This is a genomic window from Pseudomonas sp. AC355, from assembly GCF_979258205.1.
Genome location: NZ_OZ409843.1, coordinates 2,157,633 through 2,177,384, shown reverse-complemented (window position 1 = coordinate 2,177,384; position 19,752 = coordinate 2,157,633). Strand labels below are relative to the sequence as shown.

23 protein-coding genes are annotated in these 19,752 nt (G+C 60.5%); 10 read left to right on the top strand and 13 right to left on the bottom strand.

The features are described from left to right. Positions 1-4 precede the first annotated feature (4 nt). Together mazG and ACZ0AI_RS10375 are read left to right on the top strand one after the other, a co-directional pair. On the top strand, positions 5-832 hold the full coding sequence (gene mazG / locus ACZ0AI_RS10380) for a nucleoside triphosphate pyrophosphohydrolase (RefSeq protein ID WP_463565677.1): 828 nt from the start codon (positions 5-7) through the stop codon (positions 830-832). Positions 833-911: 79 nt separating this feature from the next. Beyond that, the gene (locus ACZ0AI_RS10375; protein ID WP_463565676.1) at positions 912-1,451 is read left to right on the top strand and encodes a DUF2058 domain-containing protein; all 540 of its coding nucleotides are present in this window, start codon (positions 912-914) and stop codon (positions 1,449-1,451) included. 59 nt (positions 1,452-1,510) lie between these two features. On the opposite strand, the gene ACZ0AI_RS10370 is transcribed toward ACZ0AI_RS10375, so the two are convergent. The 4 genes from ACZ0AI_RS10370 to purM all read right to left on the bottom strand — a co-directional run bounded on the left by ACZ0AI_RS10370 (position 1,511) and on the right by purM (position 4,349). Beyond that, on the bottom strand, positions 1,511-1,693 hold the full coding sequence (locus ACZ0AI_RS10370) for a hypothetical protein (protein ID WP_463565675.1): 183 nt from the start codon (positions 1,691-1,693) through the stop codon (positions 1,511-1,513). A gap of 222 nt (positions 1,694-1,915) precedes the next feature. Beyond that, entirely contained in the window at positions 1,916-2,632 is a 717-nt protein-coding gene (locus tag ACZ0AI_RS10365) for a DUF3108 domain-containing protein (RefSeq protein ID WP_463565674.1), read from the bottom strand. Further along, entirely contained in the window at positions 2,617-3,291 is a 675-nt protein-coding gene (purN, locus tag ACZ0AI_RS10360) for a phosphoribosylglycinamide formyltransferase (RefSeq protein WP_463565673.1), read from the bottom strand. Before purN ends, ACZ0AI_RS10365 begins: the two co-directional genes overlap by 16 nt. Next, positions 3,291-4,349, bottom strand: a complete 1,059-nt coding sequence (gene purM, locus ACZ0AI_RS10355; protein WP_463565672.1) for a phosphoribosylformylglycinamidine cyclo-ligase — start codon at positions 4,347-4,349, stop codon at positions 3,291-3,293. Before purM ends, purN begins: the two co-directional genes overlap by 1 nt. 303 nt (positions 4,350-4,652) lie before the next feature. Between purM and ACZ0AI_RS10350 the strand changes: the two genes are divergently transcribed. The 3 genes from ACZ0AI_RS10350 (at position 4,653) to hda (ending at position 7,765) form a co-directional block, all read left to right on the top strand. Continuing rightward, positions 4,653-5,735, top strand: coding sequence for a DUF2066 domain-containing protein (locus ACZ0AI_RS10350; RefSeq protein ID WP_463565671.1), 1,083 nt, complete (start codon positions 4,653-4,655; stop codon positions 5,733-5,735). A gap of 115 nt (positions 5,736-5,850) precedes the next feature. Beyond that, a complete protein-coding gene (locus tag ACZ0AI_RS10345; RefSeq protein ID WP_463565670.1) occupies positions 5,851-6,921 on the top strand; it encodes an AI-2E family transporter in 1,071 nt (356 codons plus the stop codon). A gap of 139 nt (positions 6,922-7,060) precedes the next feature. Beyond that, positions 7,061-7,765, top strand: a complete 705-nt coding sequence (hda, locus tag ACZ0AI_RS10340) for a DnaA regulatory inactivator Hda (RefSeq protein WP_463565669.1) — start codon at positions 7,061-7,063, stop codon at positions 7,763-7,765. Between the two features lie 133 nt (positions 7,766-7,898). Here hda and ACZ0AI_RS10335 read toward each other — a convergent pair whose 3' ends face one another. Genes ACZ0AI_RS10335 through arsC form a run of 3 tightly spaced genes read right to left on the bottom strand, consistent with a single transcriptional unit; the run spans position 7,899 to position 9,257 of the window. After that, positions 7,899-8,309, bottom strand: coding sequence for a DUF2069 domain-containing protein (locus ACZ0AI_RS10335; protein WP_463565668.1), 411 nt, complete (start codon positions 8,307-8,309; stop codon positions 7,899-7,901). Beyond that, positions 8,293-8,907 (bottom strand): NAD(P)H:quinone oxidoreductase, encoded by a 615-nt coding sequence (gene wrbA, locus ACZ0AI_RS10330; protein WP_463565667.1) that lies wholly within the window; start codon positions 8,905-8,907, stop codon positions 8,293-8,295. The genes ACZ0AI_RS10335 and wrbA overlap by 17 nt, the downstream gene beginning before the upstream one ends. Beyond that, complete coding sequence (gene arsC, locus ACZ0AI_RS10325; protein WP_463565666.1) at positions 8,904-9,257, bottom strand: arsenate reductase (glutaredoxin); 354 nt, start codon at positions 9,255-9,257, stop codon at positions 8,904-8,906. The genes wrbA and arsC overlap by 4 nt, the downstream gene beginning before the upstream one ends. A gap of 279 nt (positions 9,258-9,536) precedes the next feature. Between arsC and ACZ0AI_RS10320 the strand changes: the two genes are divergently transcribed. After that, positions 9,537-10,766: a YihY family inner membrane protein gene (locus ACZ0AI_RS10320; RefSeq protein WP_463565665.1), complete on the top strand. Its 1,230-nt coding sequence runs from the start codon at positions 9,537-9,539 to the stop codon at positions 10,764-10,766. 354 nt (positions 10,767-11,120) lie between these two features. On the opposite strand, the gene ACZ0AI_RS10315 is transcribed toward ACZ0AI_RS10320, so the two are convergent. Both ACZ0AI_RS10315 and ACZ0AI_RS10310 read right to left on the bottom strand, forming a co-directional pair. Further along, positions 11,121-11,519, bottom strand: a complete 399-nt coding sequence (locus ACZ0AI_RS10315) for a hypothetical protein (protein WP_463565664.1) — start codon at positions 11,517-11,519, stop codon at positions 11,121-11,123. Between the two features lie 103 nt (positions 11,520-11,622). Further along, entirely contained in the window at positions 11,623-13,020 is a 1,398-nt protein-coding gene (locus ACZ0AI_RS10310; RefSeq protein WP_463565663.1) for a PilZ domain-containing protein, read from the bottom strand. A 30-nt stretch (positions 13,021-13,050) separates the two neighbouring features. On the opposite strand from ACZ0AI_RS10310, the gene ACZ0AI_RS10305 reads away from it, so the two are divergent. Both ACZ0AI_RS10305 and ACZ0AI_RS10300 read left to right on the top strand, forming a co-directional pair. Beyond that, a complete protein-coding gene (locus ACZ0AI_RS10305) occupies positions 13,051-13,530 on the top strand; it encodes a TlpA disulfide reductase family protein (protein ID WP_463565662.1) in 480 nt (159 codons plus the stop codon). A gap of 85 nt (positions 13,531-13,615) precedes the next feature. Further along, positions 13,616-13,810, top strand: coding sequence for an acylphosphatase (locus ACZ0AI_RS10300; protein WP_463565661.1), 195 nt, complete (start codon positions 13,616-13,618; stop codon positions 13,808-13,810). A gap of 61 nt (positions 13,811-13,871) precedes the next feature. On the opposite strand, the gene ACZ0AI_RS10295 is transcribed toward ACZ0AI_RS10300, so the two are convergent. The 3 genes from ACZ0AI_RS10295 to ACZ0AI_RS10285 form a co-directional block, all read right to left on the bottom strand. After that, a complete protein-coding gene (locus tag ACZ0AI_RS10295; RefSeq protein ID WP_463565660.1) occupies positions 13,872-14,825 on the bottom strand; it encodes a hypothetical protein in 954 nt (317 codons plus the stop codon). A 17-nt stretch (positions 14,826-14,842) separates the two neighbouring features. Further along, positions 14,843-16,558, bottom strand: a complete 1,716-nt coding sequence (locus tag ACZ0AI_RS10290) for a proline--tRNA ligase (RefSeq protein ID WP_463565659.1) — start codon at positions 16,556-16,558, stop codon at positions 14,843-14,845. Between the two features lie 297 nt (positions 16,559-16,855). Beyond that, entirely contained in the window at positions 16,856-18,121 is a 1,266-nt protein-coding gene (locus ACZ0AI_RS10285) for an OprD family porin (RefSeq protein WP_463565658.1), read from the bottom strand. A gap of 670 nt (positions 18,122-18,791) precedes the next feature. Between ACZ0AI_RS10285 and ACZ0AI_RS10280 the strand changes: the two genes are divergently transcribed. After that, entirely contained in the window at positions 18,792-19,217 is a 426-nt protein-coding gene (locus tag ACZ0AI_RS10280; protein ID WP_463565657.1) for an HIT family protein, read from the top strand. Continuing rightward, positions 19,218-19,424, top strand: coding sequence for a SlyX family protein (locus ACZ0AI_RS10275; protein WP_463565656.1), 207 nt, complete (start codon positions 19,218-19,220; stop codon positions 19,422-19,424). 60 nt (positions 19,425-19,484) lie between these two features. Here the strand turns inward: ACZ0AI_RS10275 and ACZ0AI_RS10270 are convergent, their stop codons facing one another. After that, the gene (locus tag ACZ0AI_RS10270) at positions 19,485-19,709 is read right to left on the bottom strand and encodes a cold-shock protein (protein ID WP_165496028.1); all 225 of its coding nucleotides are present in this window, start codon (positions 19,707-19,709) and stop codon (positions 19,485-19,487) included. Positions 19,710-19,752: the final 43 nt, after the last annotated feature.

Sequence of the window (19,752 nt, the reverse complement as noted above, 5' to 3'; positions counted from 1 at the left end):
GTGCATGTACCAACTTACCGACCTGCTCAACCTGATGGCCCGCCTGCGCGATCCGCAGCACGGTTGCCCCTGGGATCTGCGCCAGTCCTACGCCAGCATCGTGCCGCACACCCTCGAAGAAGCCTACGAAGTGGCGGACGCCATCGAGCGTGAGGCGTTTGCCGAACTGCCTGGCGAACTCGGCGACCTGCTGTTTCAGGTGGTTTACTACAGCCAGCTGGCCCGGGAGGAAGGGCGCTTCGAGTTCGCCGATGTGGTCGATGGCATCACCCGCAAGCTGGTTCGTCGCCATCCCCACGTGTTTCCCGATGGTGACCTGTACGGCCCTGTGGATCAGCCGCGGCTGAGTGAAGAAGAGGTCAAGCAGCGCTGGGATACCATCAAGGCCGAAGAGCGTGCCGAGCGCTCAGCGGCACCCCAGCAACTGTCATTGCTCGATGACGTGCCCAATGTATTGCCAGCCCTGAGCCGAGCCAAGAAGCTGCAAGGCCGTGCCGCCCGCGTCGGCTTCGATTGGCCTGATGCGCTGCCGGTGCTCGACAAGGTGCGCGAAGAGCTGGATGAAGTGCTCGAGGCGATCAGTGAAAATGATCCCGAAGCCATTGCCGAGGAAATCGGTGATCTGCTGTTCAGTGCCACCAATCTGGCGCGACACCTGAAGGTCGATCCGGAATCGGCGCTGCGGGCAGCCAACGGCAAATTCGAGCGGCGCTTCCGTTTTATCGAGCAGGCATTGCGCGAAGCAGGGCGCCCCATCGAGAATTGCACGCTGGATGAGCTCGATGCCCTGTGGGGCGAGGCCAAGAAAAACGAGAAGCTGCGAGGCTGCTGACTCAGGACGGCACAGCCACCTTGATAGAAATCCGATGGGCGTGTCCCATCTCATTAAATTGTCTGCGGATAGGAAGGTTATGGCGATTTCATTACGTGACCAGTTGCTCAAGGCCGGGTTGGTCAACGAGAAGCAGGTCAAGCAAGCCAGCAAGCAACAGCACAAGCAGCAACGAATGGTGAAGAAGGGGCAGGCCGAGGAGGACAAGTCCGGTCAACTGGCCGCCCAGCAGGCCAAGGTCGAGAAGGCTGCCCGTGACCAGGAGCTCAACCGTCAGCAGCAGGAAAAGGCCGAGCAGAAAGCCCGTGCTGCGCAGATCAAGCAGTTGATCGAGATTTCCCGGTTGCCCAAGCTGACCACCGAGGATTACTACAACTTCGTCGACGACAAGAAGGTCAAACGCCTTTCGGTCAATACGCTGATGCGCGACAAGCTGAGCCGAGGCTCCCTGGCCATCGTCCGCCATGGCGGCGGCTATGAAGTGATTCCCCGTGAAGCGGCGCTGAAGATCCAGGAGCGCGACCCGCAGCGTATCCTGTTGCTCAACACGCCAACCGAAGCGCCGGACGAGGATGATCCGTACGCTGCGTATCAGGTGCCTGACGACCTGATGTGGTGAGTGCCTGACATTGAAAATTGAAAAGCCCGCGATCTGCGGGCTTTTTGTTGCGATTCCGATCAGTGCGAGTGGGCGACTTCGGATGACTTCAGTTCCGCCTGGTAGGCGACTGCCTCTTCTTCAGAGGGGAATATGCCGACCAGCTGGTCGTTCTGGTGGACGTCCCAGATGCGTTTGCCTTCGGCCTGGGCTTCATGAGACATGTGGTGTTCGTCACGCTCGGTCACTACTACTACGCTCATTATTCTTTCTCCAGTTTTGCCGGATAGATGCGGCGCAAAGCCTTTACGGTCGCGCTTAGGCTGCTAAGCAACGACACGATTACGACTGTAGTAATTAGTTACAAGTTCCGCAAGCGCTTCGTTTGCGGATTTGCTGTGGCGCTGCAACAGCACAGTCTGTCTGCGTTTTGCAGGCACAAAAAAACCGGGACATGCCCGGTTTTTCTTTGCTGCGGCTTGAGGTCAGTCGCGACGACCTTCGACCGTCTTGCCGTCGACCGTGCCCGATTTGAGCATGATCTGGTATTCCTTGCCGTCCTTCTCCACCTGATGCAGACGCACCAGCAGGTAGTCCCAGTCCTTGGCGAACCAGAGGATGGTCTTACGGCTGCTCTGTGTCGGGTCACGCACGCGTTCGACCTTGATGGCATCGATCAGGCCGGCGCTGGTACGTACCACTTCTTCGCCAAGCACGCGGAAGTCGTAGGTTTCGATTTCGTCACCGTCGACTACCTGGTAGCTCATGCTTTTCTCGCCAGCGGCAACGTCATGCTGAAGGGCGAGCTGGTAGGTAGACTTGTCCTGCATGCCGCGATTGAGCGGGAAGCGCACGGGGTCGCCACGATCGCTGCCGATCACCTGTTTTTGCGACCAGTCGAAATCGAATTCGACATCCTTGCTCTTGCCGAGACCGCTGCGTTCGAACTTGTAGCTCTGCGGCAGGAAGGCATCGTCCTCGACCGTGAAGGTGCTTTGCTCGGTCAGTCCGGCGACCAGCATGGAGGCCTTGAAGACCAGCTGCCAGCGTCCATCGTCTAGTTTCTGCAGGCTGCGTTCGGCCGAACCGCTGACCGGTACCTGTTTCCAGTCGGCGGTATAGCTGGCGGAGAAGGGCTTGGGCTCTTCGGCTAGGGCAGGCAGGCTGAACAACGCCAGGGCTAACATTAGGGCGCGGCGCATGGAGTCTCCTTGCAGTTGATGAGGTAGCCGGTGGCCGGCAATGCATTGCCGTCGAGCAGCGGGCCCGACTCGCCGAGGCGCAGACGGCCTTCGGCGAACCAGCGTACGGCGAGCGGATAGATCTCATGCTCTTGCACGTGAACCCGCTGCGCCAGGCTGGCGGCAGTGTCTTGCGACTGTACCGGGATTACTGCTTGTACGACCAGAGGGCCACCATCGAGTTCCTCCGTCACGAAGTGCACGCTGCAGCCATGCTCGGCGTCTCCAGCCTCCAGGGCGCGTCGATGGGTGTGCAGGCCTTTGTGACGAGGCAGCAGCGATGGGTGAATGTTCAGCAGGCGCCCGTGGTAGTGGCGCACGAACCCGGGGGTGAGGATGCGCATGAAACCGGCCAGCACCACCAGCTGTGGCGCGAAGTCATCAATGGCCTGCATCAGCGCCTGATCGAAGGCATCGCGCCCGTCGTATTCGCCATGCTCGAGAACGCGGGTAGCGATGCCCGCGTCCCGCGCTCGCTGCAGGCCGAAGGCATCGCTGCGATTGGCGATCACCGCGGCGACTCGCGCCGGGTTTTCGCCCTGGTCGATGCTGTCGATCAGCGCCTGAAGATTGCTACCGGTGCCGGACAGCAGCACCACCACGTTGCAGGGTCGCGGCATCAGTGGCTTTTCAGGTTGTTCAGCACGACGCGCTCTGCGCCTTCGGCGGCCGCGGCGATCTGACCGATGACCCAGGGCTGCTCACCCGCAGCGCGCAGGGTCTGCAGGGCGACTTCAACCTGCTCCTGAGCCACGCAGATGACCATGCCCACGCCGCAGTTCAGCACGCGGTGCATTTCGTGCTCGTCGACGTTACCTTTTTCCTGCAGGAAGTCGAATACCACCGGACGCTGCCAGCTGGCCACGTCGATCACTGCCTGGGCGTTGTCCGGCAGCACGCGCGGGATGTTGTCGAGCAGGCCGCCACCAGTGATATGGGCCATGGCCTTGACCGCGCCGGTGTCCTTGATCAGCTTGAGCAGGGGTTTGACGTAGATGCGCGTCGGTGCCATCAGCAGATCAGCCAGCGGCTTACCGTCGAGTTCGGTCTTCTCGATGTCGGTGCCGGATACTTCGAGGATCTTGCGGATCAGCGAGTAGCCGTTGGAGTGCGGGCCGGAGGAGGGCAGCGCGATCAGTGCGTCGCCAGTGGCGACCTTGGAGCCGTCGATAATTTCGGCTTTCTCCACGACGCCGACGCAGAAACCGGCCAGGTCGTAGTCTTCGCCTTCGTACATGCCGGGCATCTCAGCGGTTTCGCCACCCACCAGCGAGCAGCCAGCCAGTTCACAGCCAGCGCCGATACCGGTGACCACGGTAGCCGCCACGTCGACGTTGAGCTTGCCGGTGGCGTAGTAGTCGAGGAAGAACAGCGGCTCGGCACCGCAGACCACCAGGTCGTTGACGCACATGGCGACCAGATCCTGTCCGATGCTGTCGTGCTTGTTCAGGTTCAGGGCCAGGCGCAGCTTGGTGCCCACGCCGTCGGTGCCGGACACCAGTACGGGTTGCTTGTAGCCGGCCGGGATCTCGCACAGGGCGCCGAAGCCACCCAGGCCACCCATGACTTCAGGACGGGCGGTGCGCTTGGCTACGCCCTTGATGCGCTCGACCAGGGCTTCGCCTGCGTCGATATCTACACCTGCGTCCTTGTAGCTGATGGAGGGTTGCTTGCTCATAGATCCAGGCCTTTGGAAGGGGAAAAGTCGGAATAGCACCGGCCCCTCGGGGCCGTTCTGCGAAGGCGCGCGATTTTATCAGGCTTGCCCGGCAGCGGCCAGCCACAGCGCTGGGTGGAGGCTGATCGATGTGTCCTGTCAGGGTTGAAAATGAAACCCATGTCCTGGGAGCAGGTCACAAACGAGCACGGCGTCAGCGTCTTGCGTGGCAACGCGGCTTGCGATGCGATAGCAACAGCCCCTAAGGTATAACGCCTCGGCTTCTGCCGTGCGCCGTCTTCTTTCCGTCGAGAGTCCCAATTCATGCGCCCGACCTTCCGCCCGCTGCTTCTCTGCCTGTCGCTCTTCAGCCTGCCGACCCTGGCGGCTACGGTCAGTGACCTCTATCAGGTGAAGGAGCCGGTCGCCAGCCAGCAACCCGAGGAGCGTGATGCTGCCTTGCAGCGCGCCGTGGAGACGCTGGTGCTGCGCCTGACCGGCAAGCCGGAGGCGGCCAAGGGCAATGCGCTCGCGGAGCTGCGCAAGGATCCTCAACAGATTGTCAGTCAGTATGGTTACGAAGGTGATCACCTGGTGGTCGATTTCGATGCCGTCTCCACGGATCGCTCGCTGCGCCAGGCAGGGCTGCCGCTGTGGGGGGTCAATCGCCCGGCCATTCTGGCCTGGTGGCTGAATGATACGGCCAATGGTTCGAACATGGTCGGTGATGGTCAGGCCAGCGCTGAACCTTTGCGCCTCGCTGCCCAGCACCGCGGCCTGCCGCTGCGCCTGCCGCTGGCGGATCTCAGCGAGCAATTGCTGGCCACCGACGAAAACCTCGGTGCCAAAGATCCTGCTCCTCTGCGCTCGGCCTCGGAGCGCTACGGTGCCGATGCGTTGCTGGCGGTTCGTGCCAGCGAGGCTGATGGCAAGTGGCAGGCCAGTTGGCAGCTGTGGCTGGGCGAAGAGCGCGAGCAGGGCAAGGCCGAAGGTGCCGATCAGGCAGCTCTGGCCGATGCCGTGCTGCTGGCGGTGAGCGAGCGCCTGGCACCGCGCTTTGTCGTCGCGCCGGGTGCAAGCACTACTCAGACCGTAGAAATCATCGGTGCCGATCTGTCGCGTTACTCCGAGCTGCAGCGCGTGCTCGAACCCTTCGGTGCGCAGTTGCAGTCGGTGCAGGGCGATCACCTGACCTACAAGGTCAGCGCCAGCGTCGAGCAACTGCGTACCCAGCTAGCGTTGCTGCAACTGCGTGAAGTCTCCGCCGCCGAACTGGCTGCCGAGGCGCCGGCCGAAGCCGAGGCGCCAGTGCCCGTGGATGCCGGGCAGGTGCCTGTCGAACCTCAGGCAGCGCCTACTGCGCCCGCTATCGTGCCGCGTGACGATGTGCTGCGTTTTCGCTGGTAGACTGCCAGCAATATAAACCGAACCGTTTCACTATCGATTGCTCCGGGCTGCTGCCGCTTGCCCCGGTAGCAGTCGAGTGCGCCGTGAACTGTCACTTCCCCTCTGAGGATTGAGCATGCCCCTTTCGTCTCGCTGGCTATGGATAGCTGCATTGCTGGTGCTGGGTGGCTTCCTGTACGTACTGCATCCGATCCTTTCGCCCTTTCTGATCGGCATCCTGATCGCCTACCTCGGCGATCCGTTGGTGGATCGTCTTGAGCGTCTGAAGCTGTCGCGCACCTGGGGCGTGATCGTGGTGTTCACGCTGTTCACGTTGCTGATAGCGCTGGCGATGCTGGTGCTCATCCCGATGCTCGGCAAGCAGTTGGCGCGCCTCTACGAACTGCTCCCGCAGATGCTCGACTGGGCGCAGAACCAGGCGCTGCCGTGGGTTCAGGTCAAACTGGGGCTCAACGAGGGCTTCTGGCGTTTCGATCAACTCAAGGCGGCGATCTCCGGACACTTGGGGCAGACCACTGATATAGCCGGGCTGATTCTTTCCCAGGTGACGGCTTCGAGCTTGGCGCTGATGGCCTGGGCCGCCAACCTGCTGTTGATTCCGGTGGTCAGCTTCTACCTGATGCGCGACTGGGATCTGCTGGTCGCCAAGCTGCGCAGCCTGGTGCCGCGCGACAACGAAGGCGTTGTAGTGAAGCTGTTCGCTGAGTGCCATGAGGTGCTCGGCGCCTTCCTGCGTGGGCAGTTACTGGTGATGCTCGCGCTGGGGGTGATGTATTCGGTCGGCCTGATGGCCATCGGGCTGGAGTTGGGCCTTTTGATCGGTCTGCTGGCCGGCCTGGCGAGCATCGTGCCCTACCTCGGTGTGGTGGTCGGGATCGGTTCGGCGCTGATTGCCGGTCTGTTCCAGTTCGGCGGCGATCCCTATCCGCTGCTCGCCATCGCAGGGGTATTTATCGTGGGGCAGATGCTCGAGGGCATGCTGCTGACACCGCTGCTGGTCGGTGATCGCATCGGCCTGCATCCGGTGGCAGTGATTTTCGCCATCATGGCGGGCGGCCAGTTGTTCGGTTTCACCGGTATTCTGCTGGCATTGCCAGTGGCGGCGGTGATCATGGTGTTGTTGCGCCATGTGCACGACCTGTACAAGCAGTCCGAGGCTTACAGTGGAGAGAAGCCCGGAGTCTGAAAATCTCGGCATCGCTTTGGTTGTGTAAACCCTTGTATTGCCTTGGAAAGTACGGCAATGACAGGGCGCCTCCAAGGGTATAGACTTTGCCACCTTTATCCAGAGCCTCGATCTGGCTCCGACGAGCCTTGCCCCCAGCATGAAGCCGATTCAGTTGCCCTTGGGTGTGCGTCTGCGTGACGACGCCACCTTTGCCAATTACTACCCGGGCGCCAATGCCGCAGCCCTGGGTTATGTCGAGCGTCTGTGCGAAGCCGATGCTGGCTGGACGGAGAGCCTTATTTATCTGTGGGGCGGTGAGGGAGTCGGTCGCAGCCATCTGTTGCAGGCCGCCTGCCTGCGTTTCGAGCAGATCGGTGAGCGCGCCGTCTACCTGCCGCTGGCCGAGGTGGTGCAGTACGGTCCGGAAATTCTCGACAATCTCGAGCAATTCGAGCTGGTTTGTCTGGATGATCTCGAAGCTGCCGCCGGGCAGCGCATCTGGGAAGAAGCCCTGTTCCACCTGTTCAACCGCCTGCGCGACAGCGGCCGCCGTTTGCTGTTGGCGGCCAATGCCTCGCCCCGCGAGTTACCGATCAAGCTCCCTGATCTGAAATCACGGCTGACCCTGGCACTGGTGTTCCAGCTGCAGTCGCTATCCGACGAAGACAAGCTGCGCGCGCTGCAATTGCGCGCCTCGCGGCGCGGGCTGCATATGAGCGACGACGTGGGGCGCTTCATCCTCACCCGTGGCGAGCGCAGCATGAGCGCCTTGTTCGAACTGCTCGAACGCCTCGATCAGGCCTCATTGCAGGCCCAGCGCAAGCTGACCATTCCCTTCCTGAAAGAAACCCTTGGCTGGTAGTCGGCGTTGGGGCTCTGGCCCGTTTGCCGCAGGCATTCAGCCCAATCCGCAGCGTGATGACCATTCGCCGGCGAGCCGGCTCCTACGGATCTTCATCGGCCACGGTCATGCAGGAGTCCGCTTGCGGGCGATCCTATTCCCCGGCAGCGCCGATGCGCTGGTACTGCCCGCACCAGCGGGTGTAGAAAAGCGCGCTGGTGAACAGGCTCAGGCTGAGGATGATTTCCAGCCACCCGAACAGTTGCTTGGACGGGTCGAAGGCCGCGAGCACGCCCTGGATGAAGTACAGGTTGACCACGAAGCAGGCCCAGGAATGCGTCCGCGGATGGCCGCCGATGATGCCCGGTGCAAGCAGCAGCAATGGCAGCATCTGGAAGGCCAGCACCGCCCACAATAGTGAGCTGGGCACCGCTGCGTAGCCCAGGTTCCAGATCAGCAGCAGCGCCGCCAGGCCCATAAAACTGGCCAGGCTCAGGTAGCGGCACAAGCGCAGACGTGGCAGCAGCCAGTCGACGCTGGGAAGCGGCTTAGCGGTGCTGCCCACGGTCATTTCCCAGTTTGACGGCGATGCTCGCCAGGCGTTGGCCCAGGGCGCGGCACAGGATGATTTCGTGCTCGTCCAGCGCGCGCTTGCCGTCGGCACCTGCGTGGTGACTGGCGCCATAGGGCGTGCCGCCACCGCGTGTCTCGACCAGTGCCGATTCGCTGTAGGGCAGGCCGGCGATCAGCATGCCGTGGTGCAACAGCGGCAGCAGCATCGACAGCAGCGTGCTCTCCTGGCCGCCATGCAGGCTGGCGGTGGAGGTGAATACGCCGGCGGGCTTGCCGACCAGGCTGCCGGTCAGCCACAGGTTGCTGGTACCGTCGAGGAAGTACTTCAGCGGCGCCGCCATATTGCCGAAGCGGGTCGGACTCCCCAGGGCCAGGCCTGTGCAGTTTTTCAGGTCATCGAGGGTGGCGTAGGGTGCGCCCTCGGCCGGAATCGTATCGCTGACCGCCTCGCACTCGGCAGACACTGCCGGTACGGTGCGCAGGCGTGCTTCGAGACCCTGCATCTCGATGCCGCGAGCGATGTGGCGGGCCATCTCGGCAGTGGCGCCATGGCGGCTGTAATACAGCACGAGGATGTAGTCATTGCTCATGGCAGCAGATCCAGTACGTTCTCGGGAGGGCGACCGATCACTGCGCGGTCGCCAGCGATCAGGATCGGGCGTTCGATCAGGCGCGGGTGAGAGGCCATGGCCTCGATCAGTTGCGCTTCGCTGAGCGTTTCGTCCGCCAGATTCAGCTCGCGGTACTCGTCTTCGCCTGTACGCAGCAGTTGCCGCGCAGGGATGCCTAGCTTGGTCAGCAGGTCGCGCAACTGCGTGGCGCTCGGTGGCGTCTCCAGATACAGCAAAACCGTTGGCTGCACGCCGCGCTCTTCGAGCAGTTGCAGGGCGCCGCGAGATTTGGAACAGCGCGGGTTGTGGTAGAGCGTCAGATTGGTCATGAGGTGGTCGCTTCTGGCGGCAGGTGGACGCTATTCTAACCGCGTAGGCGCCCTGCGCTGAACTGGGTGCGTCAATAGATACGAACCTAAGTGCGCGCCCAGCGTCTGTTATGCGTTGGCTGCATCGCCCTTGCCCGATTTCGGCGGGCTTTCAGGTGCTTTGGCCTCAACGCTACCCGGCTTTTTTCGATTCACTGGCGCAGCGCACTGACGCCGTGCTGAGCGTGATGTCTGTAGGACGGTAGTTCGCGAGATATGGATCGGTTCCGAGAGGTAGGTATGCAGCAACGTTTGCGCGACGGGTGGGAGTTCGTGCGATTTCTCTGGCATCGGTTTTTCGAAAACCGTGGTGCCGACAATGCGGCGGCACTGACCTACACCACGCTGTTTGCCGTGGTGCCGATGATGACGGTCACCTTTGCCATGCTGTCCGCGGTTCCCGCTTTTCAGGGCAGCGGTGAGCAGATCCAGGCATTCATCTTCCACAACTTTGTGCCGTCAGCGGGTGAAGCACTGCAGGAGTACCTGAGTGATTTCACCACGCAGGCGCGTCAACTGACCTGGATCGGCGTCGCGGTATTGGCGGTGACGGCATTCTGGATGCTGGTGACCATCGAGCGCACCTTCAACACCATCTGGCGGGTTCGGCAGCCGCGTCGGGGTATTTCGACCTTCCTGCTGTATTGGGCGATTCTCAGCCTTGGGCCGATGCTGCTCGGCGCCGGGTTTGCCGTCAGCACCTATATTGCCTCGCTTTCGCTGCTCAGCGGGCCAGATGCTGTAGTGGGTGCCAAGACACTGCTGCGTTTCACCCCGTTGTTGTTCAGCGTTGCGGCTTTCACACTGCTCTACGCCGCTGTACCCAACGCCCGTGTGCCGCTGCGACATGCGTTCTGGGGTGGGCTCTTCACCGCAATACTGCTGGAGCTTGCCAAGGCGCTTTTCGGTATCTACGTGCGCCTGTTTCCAGGTTACCAATTGATCTACGGGGCGTTCGCCACGGTGCCGCTGTTTCTGTTGTGGATCTACATGTCCTGGCTGATCGTGCTGGTCGGCGCCGAGCTGGTGTGCAATTTGGGCGTGTCCCACCATTGGCGCAAGCAGGCGATGCCCCGCGTGCTGGTGCTGTTGGGCATTCTGCGGGTTTTCCAGTCGCGGCAGCGAACGGGGCTGAAGGTGCGTCACCGCGATGTGCAGCGGCAGGGCTGGTTATTGCCGGGGCATGAATGGGAGGAGGTGTTGAGCTTTCTCGAGAGTCAGCGTCTGGTTGCCTGTACCGGGGGAGACAGCTGGATGCTCAGCCGCGACCTTGATCATTATTCGTTGCAGCAGTTGCTGGAGCGTAGTCCTTGGCCGCTACCGCACTTCAATCAGTTACCGGCAGAGCTGGACGAGCCCTGGTATCCCGCATTGCGCCAAGCTTTGCAGCGCCTTCATGAGGAGCAGACGCTGCTGTTCGGTGACAGTCTGGCGCACTGGCTCGAAGGGGATGGGAGTGACAAAAAATGACAGATTGCGCGCCAGTTGAGTGCTCGGCTGGGCAAGGATGCTGTTGCGACGCTCGATGAAGCATGGTTATTTCGACGTTTAACTGGCGTCAGCACAATGGCATGATTCTGGCTAAGTGCCATACTCAATAGGTTTTCGATATCCGAGTCGGGGAATGCATGCCATGAGTAACGCTACAGGGAAGGTTGTCATGCTCCATTCACGTGATAGTAAGGCCGCGCTGGAAAGCCTGAATCGCATCACCGGGCTCACATTCAGCCGCTGGCCCGAGTCTCTCGTTTGCATCGCGCAAATGGGCACGCCACCAGGCGCATTTTCGAGCCCCCTTGAGTCAGGCGCTGGTGCACCCGCCAGTCAGGCGTTCGCCTGATTTCCTTGCGTTTGCGCGATCACTGGCTCGACGGCTTGTACGAATAGCTCTTCCACCTTCACCTCGATTCGCGGCAGCGCCGTACGCAGTCGAATCTGCATGTCCTCAATGCGCTGCGAAACGGGTAGGCGCGCTATGCCTGACAGAAGGATTCTGTCCTGGGCGCCCACTTTGGCGTGATCCAGATTCACCGAACGCAGTTGGCCAGCGTCGCGGTAGCTGACCTGCAGGGATACCAGGCTGTTGGCTTGACCTGGTAGATGCAGCCAGGCGGCGATGTTGAATTCGGCCACGCGGCCATCGTAAGCGGTGAGCTGCAGGTGCGCGCCCTCGATGAGGTGTGCGGGTACCTGGCCGATCAGCGTGTCGTGAGCGTTGGGCATGGGGCTTTCCCTGGCTGCTAAGGACTTCAGCGGGAAATTATAAAGAGCCCACCTGTTCCAAGACTGTGCGCCAGGCCGGCCTTCGGTGTGACCTGGCTCTCATTTATGGCAGTTCGAGAGGGTGGCGGCTCACCGTGGCGCTTGCCAGGTTGCAGGGAGGCAGTTGAAGTCGGTTCTGGCTGACCGCGTTGGGTAGCTGCAGCCAGAGATTCTCTTCGTCGGCGAATTGATCGCGCGGCACCCACAGGCCGTGGTGCCAGCCGTTACGGGGCTTTGGTGTGCTTTGCAGTATGCCGAGATGGGACTGGCTGCTGGGGGTGCGCCTGAGCCAGGTCGGTTGCGCTAGGCCCTTCAGGTAGCGCAGGCCGAGATGCAGGCCTTCGGCATTCAGATGCCGCCAGCAGATCAGCGCGAGAACGTCGCTGTCGGCGATCAGCAGCACCAACTGGCCGATGGGCAGTGTGCCCGACGCCTTGGCCGAGCACAGCAGGCGTGCGCCGCCTGGGCCGATATCGAGAATCTGCCCAGGCGTGCACTGCGGGCGTTGTTCGAGCAACTGGGCATGAATGGCCGGTACGCCAATCGCCAGTCGACAATCGCTTTGCTGCGGTGTGCGCAAGTGCCGGCGTTGATTGTTGCCTTGCCAGTGCTGCTGCACCCGCTCGAGCAACTCGCGTTCTGCGGCGCTCTGCAGTGGTGCCGGTTCGCTCAGCGCTACCAGTAGGGCGCCCAGTTCCAGGCGCCGCAATGTGTCGGAGCCTGCTTCCGGTCGTTGCAGATAGGTGAGGCAGGGTTGAGCCAGCGTCAGGTCGATCAGCGCGCCTTCGGATTTGTCCTCTGTATCCCATGGCAGCAGTCTGGCGGTCGCTGCCAGCGGTGCCAGGGCAGTGAACAGCCGCTCGCTTTCTTCTGGATGCAGATGCGGCGGGTTGCTGAGAGCCAGTAACAGTGTCTGTTGGTAAAGGCCGCGTAGCGTGTCGGCGGGCGTTGGCAGAAACGCTGCTGCCACGGGCTCGTCGAGGCAGTCCTGCTGTTCGCCTAGCCAGTACAACAAGTGGCTATCGCGCCAAAGCTCGGGTGCGGGCTCACGATACTGTTGATAATGGCGCAGAAGCGTCTGTGCAATGAAGTGCTGAGCCATATACAGGCACCAGGCCAGATGCGGGCGCGATGGCTTGTGCCCCTGAAATATCTGCAGCAGCAGGCGTTTGAAGCCAATGGCCAGTTCACTGCACAACATGCGCAGTGACGCTGAGGCTATAGCGTGGCCAACTGCGTTGTAATGGCGATATTCATCGCTGAAATTTTGCAGCGTACGTTGTCTTTCGAGTAAGGTCATTGCACTGCGGTTGAGGCGCGCAAGCAGAGCCAGCGTCTCCTGCAATCCTGCTTCTACAGCCTGCTGGCGCGCTGCGCAGAGGCGCTCGGCCAGTTCGGTTTGGGTGATCGAATTGGTCTGCGGCGCGTCGGGCACGTCGAGCTGCGAGGCATCCAGTGTCATAGCAACCCTACCGGTATGAGGACCGTTTCCATGGTAAAGCGACTCCAGTCAGTCATTCGGATCATGATGGTGCTCGCCGCCGGGTTGGCGCTGGCGGGATGTGGGGATGACTTCGGTGTCGACCAGCATGGGCGAAAGGTAGCGGTTGAGCGTCTCGAAGGCCAGTGGCTGGTTATCAATTATTGGGCTGAATGGTGCGGCCCCTGTCGTTCCGAGATCCCCGAGTTGAATGCGTTGACCCCGGAGCTGGAGAAACAGTCGATAGGTGTGTTTGGCGTGAACTTTGATGGTTTACAGGGTGATGAGCTCGCCCGTGCTGCCGAGGCGTTAGGCATCGAGTTCACCGTACTGGCCAAGGATCCCGCCGAGCACTATGGATTGCCGCCCAGCGATGCGCTGCCGGTGACCTACATCGTCGACGACAAGGGCAAGGTGCGCGAGCGGTTGCTTGGCGAACAGAATGCCGAAGGCCTCAAGGCGCGCCTGAGCGCGTTGCGGCAGGAGGGATGATGCGTTGGGCGGTCTGAGTCTGCACGGCTATGTGACGGGGCGCGTTCAGGGCGTTGGCTTTCGCTAGAGTACTGCTGCAGAGGCCTTGCGACTGGGGCTGTCTGGTTGGGTACGCAACCTGAGCGATGGCCGGGTGGAAGTGTCTTTTGAAGGTGACTTGGCTGCGGTACGGGCATTGGCGAGCTGGCTGGAGAGCGGAACGCCGCAGGCGAGGGTGGCCGAGCTCGAGCTGCAGGAGCAGCCCTGGCAAGGGCACACGGAGTTCGGCGTACAGTGGTGAGGTCTGCAGCCCGTCGACGCTAGTGCGCAGGCCGAAGAGCTGCTGCACGGTGTGACAGGCTCTAGTCTTCGCCGGGATCGGCGACCAGGCGGCCTGCGTTATCGGTGAGCGATTTGAGAAACTCCGCCTGTAATTCCGGATCGTTGCGGGTCAGCTCGATAAGGCTCTGCTCGAGTTCGCTGGCCTCTTCTTCAAGTCCTAGTTCAGACAAGCGCTTGACGCGATGCACCCACTGTTCGACTTCCGCGCCTTCCAGGTCGTCATAGACCAGGTCATGGGCCTCACGTAGCTTGCCGCGCAGTGTGCGGCTGACTAACACGGTGGCCTCTGCGCTGGTGGAGTCCTGATCGTCCGTCACCGTTAATAGCAGTGTGCCGATACGGGCGATATCCTGATCGGCGAAGGGGGCGTCGAGCAGGTTCAGCCGCAGTACGCCGTTACGGTCGGTCAGCAGTTCGTGGGTTTGCTCGTCGGCTTTGATCATTACCGGCCGTTCTGCCCACGGCAGGCTGGAGTATTCGGTACGGGTTTCCTGGCGCTTTTCGTCGATTCCGGCCAGGTTCTGTTGCGAGCGGCCGTTGGACTCGACGTTCATGAACGGGTTGATGCCCGCCACGCCGTAGCTGATCCAGTCCTTGGTCGCCGTATCCGGCAGGCGGCCGAGGGCCACCACGTTAAGGACATTGGCGCCAACGCCGCCGACGATAGCCACCGCACCTAGCGGAACTTCGTAGATCTCGCGCCAGGGTTGATAGGGTGTGTAGCGATCATAGTGGCGTGTGACCTCGAAGGGCGTCACTTCGAAGACCTTCTGCTCGTGCACCCGCACACGACGCTGCGGCAGCTCCAGAACCTGAGGCTGGCCGACGTCGATCTGCAGGCTGTGGCTCAACAGTTTGCGCTCGACGCGCTCCTCGTGCTCACTGCGCTGTGGCAAATGATTGGCACAGCCGGTGAGGAACAAGGCGCCACAGGTAGTGGCGCCGACGAGGCGTAAGGTGCTTCGCTTGAACATGACGGCTCTTTGGCGGGTCAGCGGCGGATACGGTTCTGAATGAACGACAGGACATCGGCAACGGCAACCGGCTGAGCCTCGATTTCTACGCGGCTCTTGTATTCCAGATTGCCTTCGGCGAGGCCGCGGTCGCTGACCACGATGCGATGCGGGATGCCGATCAATTCCATGTCCGCGAATTTGATGCCCGGACTGGTCTTTTTGTCACGGTCGTCGAGCAATACGTCAAAGCCGGCAGCGGTCAGCTCCGCATACAGCTTGTCGGTCGCCTCGCGTACCGCATCGGTCTCGTAGCGCAGCGGTACCAGAGCGATCTGGAAGGGTGCCAGGGTGTCGTTCCAGATGATGCCGCGCTCGTCGGAGTTCTGTTCGATGGCAGCTGCCACCACACGGGAAACACCGATGCCGTAGCAGCCCATGCTCAGGGTGACCGGCTTGCCGTTTTCACCCAGTACCTGGCAGTTCATCGATTCGCTGTATTTGGTACCCAGCTGGAAAATGTGCCCGACTTCGATGCCGCGCTTGATTTCCAGGGTGCCCTGGCCGTCCGGGCTCGGATCGCCGGCCACCACGTTGCGCAGGTCGGCAACGGTCGGCACAGGGAGGTCGCGCTCCCAGTTGACGCCGAAATAGTGCTTGTCGTCGATGTTGGCGCCGATGGCGAAATCGCTCATCAACTCCACCGAGCGGTCGATAATGATCGGCAGCGGCAGATTCAGCGGGCCCAGAGAGCCGGCACCGGCACCGATGGCTGCGCGCAGCTCGGCATCCGAAGCCATTACCAGCGGGCTGGCAACGCCCGGCTGGTTGCCGGCCTTGATCTCGTTCAGCTCGTGGTCGCCACGGATGATCAGTGCGATCAGCTTGCCTTCTTCTTCAGCATGCACGATCAGTGTCTTGATGGTGCGCTCGATAGGCAGATCGAAGCCATCCACCAACTGCTGGATGGTTTTCGCATCCGGTGTGTCGACCAGGCGCAGCTCTTCACTGGCTGCCGGGCGAGTGGCCTCGCGAGGAATCGCTTCGGCCTTCTCGATGTTGGCGGCGTAGTCGGAGACATTGCTGAATACGATGTCATCTTCGCCGGAGTCGGCCAGTACGTGGAACTCGTGGGAGCCAGCGCCACCGATCGAACCGTTGTCGGCTACCACCGGGCGGAAGTTCAGGCCCAGGCGGGTGAAGATATTGCAGTAGGCCTGATGCATGCGGTCATAGGTCTGCTGCAGGGAAGCCTGATCAGCGTGGAAGGAGTAGGCGTCCTTCATGATGAATTCACGGCCACGCATCAAACCGAAGCGTGGGCGAATTTCATCGCGGAATTTGGTCTGGATCTGGTACATGTTCAACGGCAGCTGCTTGTAGCTGTTCAGCTCGTTGCGGGCCAGGTCGGTAATGACCTCTTCGTGGGTCGGGCCAACGCAGAACTCGCGGTCATGGCGATCCTTCACTCGCAGCAGTTCCGGGCCATACTGCACCCAGCGGCCGGACTCCTGCCACAGTTCGGCAGGCTGAATGGCGGGCATCAACACTTCCAGAGCGCCGGCAGCGTCCATCTCTTCACGCACGATCTTCTCTACCTTGCGCAGGGTGCGCAGACCCATTGGCAGCCAGGTATAAAGACCAGAGGCGAGCTTGCGGATCATCCCGGCGCGCAGCATCAACTGGTGGCTGATGACGACAGCATCGGAAGGCGTTTCTTTGAGGGTCGAAAGCAGGAACTGACTGGTACGCATGATGGGCCGTTCTGTCGGTTGCAAAGGGGATTTTTATGACTCGGCATTGTACGGCGACAGCTCTGTGGCGTACAGGACGCAGAGTATCGGGGGGATGGCAACGAGGGTGCGCGCGCCAAAGTGGGGCGCTGGTTTTGAATTGATAGTCCGTATTGGTGCGTCTGTGGCTGCCCGGAATCGATCATTGGCCGGTTCAATGTGCTTGGTCGTGGCTGATTTGCCTTGAGGGTTTCTTGCAGTCAATAAAAAACCCGGCCGAAGCCGGGTTTTCTGAACTGTTATCAGGCTTGCGCGAGATTACAGAACGCTGAGCGGGTAGTTCACGTAGAAGCGGACTTCGTTGGTGTCGGTGCCCACTTCAGAGTTGCCGCGCAGAACCGAGCTACGCAGACGGAAGGACAGATCCTTGGCCGCGCCGCTTTGAACGGTATAACGCACTTGGTTGAAGAGCTCGTGCTCTTTGCCATCGGTGGCGGAAATTGCGCCGTCGTCATCACGCGAGGTGATGTTGTCTGCCCAGATATAAGCGGTTTTGAAGCTCAGGCCTGGAACGCCATAGGTGGCGAAGTCCAGCTCGTAGCTTGCCTGCCAGGAGCGCTCGTCTTCCTGGTTGAAGTCAGACAGGAAGCTGTTGGCTACGAAGATTGCGCCGCCGCCATCACCAACACCATAGTCGAAGCCTTGGCTGCCGGTGTTACGCTGGTGAGCCAGGATGAAGGAGTGAGCGCCTACGCTGTAAGTAGTCGCCAGGCTCCAGATGGTGTTGTCGCCACCATTGCCGAACTGGGAATCGTAGTCGCTCTTGTAAACGTTGAAGTCGAAGCCAAGGGACTGCTCTTCAGACAACGCAAGCGTGTAATTTACGTTACCGTAGTGGCGCTTGTAGGCATCTTCCAGATCGCTGTGGTAGTAAGCGACGCTGAGATCATCGCTTACAGCGTAAGAACCGCCATATACGTCGATGGATTTCAGAACGCCATCGTCAAAGCTATCGCGGCCCGACTGGTTCATCGCATTTTGCGCGGTGAAACGACCAACATTCAGCTCGAGACCTTCGATCTCGGTGCTGGTGATCATGGTGCCTTCGAAGGTTTCCGGCAGCAGACGGCCGTCATCGTAAGCCAGTACTGGCAGGGCTGGCAGTTGCGAGCCATAGGTCACTACGGTGTTGGAGAAACGAGCCTTGACCGCAGCGTTAGCGATGCTCAGGTCTTTGCCTTCGTTCTCCGGGAACATGCCAACACCACGACGGCCGCCGCCAGTGTCGAGCTGCCACAGAGCGCCAGCGTAAGCATTGACGCCAAAACCTACGGTACCTTGAGTGAAGCCGGATTCGAACAGAGCACGAGCGCTGGCGCCCCACTCTTCGGAGTAACCATTGCCTTGAGTACCGCGAGAAGCACCGTTACGGGCATCACGGTTGTAGTACATGCTGCGCGCAAGGAGCGACAGGCTGCTGTCTTCCACGAAACCCTTGGATTCGGACTGATCCGAAGCCACTGCCATTTGAGAGGTACCCGCGGCTACTGCCAGGGCGATTACGCTCCACTTCATCACTCGCATCGTGATTTGCTCCTTTGGTTTAGAAGAGTACTTCCGCTGCTCAATTGGTTGTTATGGAGAGCAGCTCTATTTCTTTTTGTGTCGGATGGAACTTATAGCACGGCGCTTTGTATGGCGATAGTTTCAATCTATCCATTGGTCGCGCGCTACAGCTCCTCACAGAGCGGGTAGAGCGTGCCGCAATTTACAGATTTCCCCGCGTGCATGACCTACCGACTATTTCTCAGCTCTTGATCAGGGCGCGGCTACGTTACCACGTTGCCCTGAAGAAGCGCGTTGCAAGCCATAAAGCAAGACTCGTGCTCAAAATGCCAAAGCTGCAAATTAATTAGGTATCAGGGCCGTGAAAGGGCAGCTTCACCAATCAAAAATACAAATACCCGACCTAAATTTCTCATTTTTGCCTTGGTTGATAGGTTGCTTATTAATAGGCTCAAATCTTTGTCTTTGCTTATTTGATAATGATTTTTAATTGAGCGTCCGGGAACTTCTTTGATGTTTACTTTGGGAAACAATATGGTGCGCGCAAAAAACTGTTCGTAGCATTTGTGCGGCTTTTTGGTGCGCTATCGGCAGGGTTAAATTTCCAGGGCATGCCCGGTATGCTGGATGCCTAATTCGGTCGCCTTCATACTTTCGGCGGCTACCTCAATCGTTGAGTGGTGAGTTGATGTTCGTTCTGGATCCCCGTCTGCAGCAGGACACCTTTGTGCTGGGCGAATTTCCCCTGAGTCGGTTGTTGCTCAGCAACGATGCACGCTATCCATGGTTCATCCTGGTTCCGCGCCGTGAGGACGTCAGTGAGGTCTTCCAGCTCAATGCAGAAGATCAGCGCGCGTTGTGGGCGGAAACCGCTCTGCTGGCCGAAGTGTTGAAGGATGCGTTCCAGGCGGACAAGATCAATATTGCCACGTTGGGCAACGTGGTCAGCCAGCTGCATATGCATGTGATCGTGCGTTATCGCGCCGACGATGCCTGGCCCGCTCCCGTGTGGGGGCGCCACCCGGCAAAGCCTTATGAGCAAGAGCAGGTGTCCGCCCTGCGCGACAGGCTGCAGTCGGTCATGCCGGCACAGTTTCGATTCGGAGACGTATAAGTGAAGGTACTCGAAGATCGCATCGTCGAGCTGGAGAGCCGTCAGGCCTTCCAGGACGACACCATCCAGGCGCTCAACGATGCGCTGGTGGAGCAGCAGAAGCTCATTGAACGGCTGCAACTGCATATGCAGGCGCTTGCCAAGCGGCAGGACGAGGTCAGCCCTTTCGGCGCGTCTCAGGATGAAGCGCCGCCGCCTCATTATTGAGTGCCTGCTCTCGAAACGAAAAAACCCGCATTGCTGCGGGTTTTTTGTTGTGCCGGTGACTTAGCGTCTGGTCGGCAGCGCGGCGATCACGTCTTCGGCCTGCAGGCCTTTGTCGCGTTGCATCACGGAAAACTCCACGCGCTGGCCTTCTACCAGAACGCGGTGGCCCTCACCGCGGATGGCGCGAAAGTGCACGAAGATATCTTCGCCGACATCGCGGGAGATAAAGCCAAAGCCCTTGGAGGTGTTGAACCACTTGACCGTACCGGTTTCGCGATCACCCAGATCCTGCGCTACCGATGCCTTATGCCGCTCAAAACGCAGGTTG